The 311-nt window shown below is 67.2% G+C and carries 1 protein-coding gene; it reads right to left on the bottom strand.

The genetic code is table 11. The annotated features are described in order from the left end of the window. Positions 1-311, bottom strand: a 311-nt coding sequence (locus HN013_RS32265) for a flavodoxin-dependent (E)-4-hydroxy-3-methylbut-2-enyl-diphosphate synthase (RefSeq protein WP_171172570.1), incomplete at both ends; no start/stop codon positions are given.

The following is a 311-nucleotide window of genomic DNA, read 5'->3' as shown; positions in this document are numbered from 1 at the left end:
TGACCTTGTCGTCGAACTGCTTGATGTTCCCCGGATTCACCCGCACCGCCGCACAGCCCGCGTCGATCGCCGCGAACACATACTTCGGCTGGAAGTGAATGTCCGCGATCACCGGGATCTGCGACTTCGCCGCGATCACCTTCAGCGCGTCCGCGTCGTCCTGCGTCGGACACGCCACCCGCACGATCTGACAGCCCGAGGCCGTCAGCTCGGCGATCTGCTGGAGCGTCGCACCGATGTCCGACGTCCGCGTCGTCGTCATCGACTGCACCGACACCGGCGCGTCCCCACCCACGGCCACGGACCCGACC

This window comes from Streptomyces sp. I05A-00742, assembly GCF_013055795.1.
GTDB lineage: Bacteria > Actinomycetota > Actinomycetes > Streptomycetales > Streptomycetaceae > Streptomyces.
The sequence above is the reverse complement of the archived record's forward strand: the minus strand, read 5'-3'. Positions and strand labels throughout refer to the sequence as shown.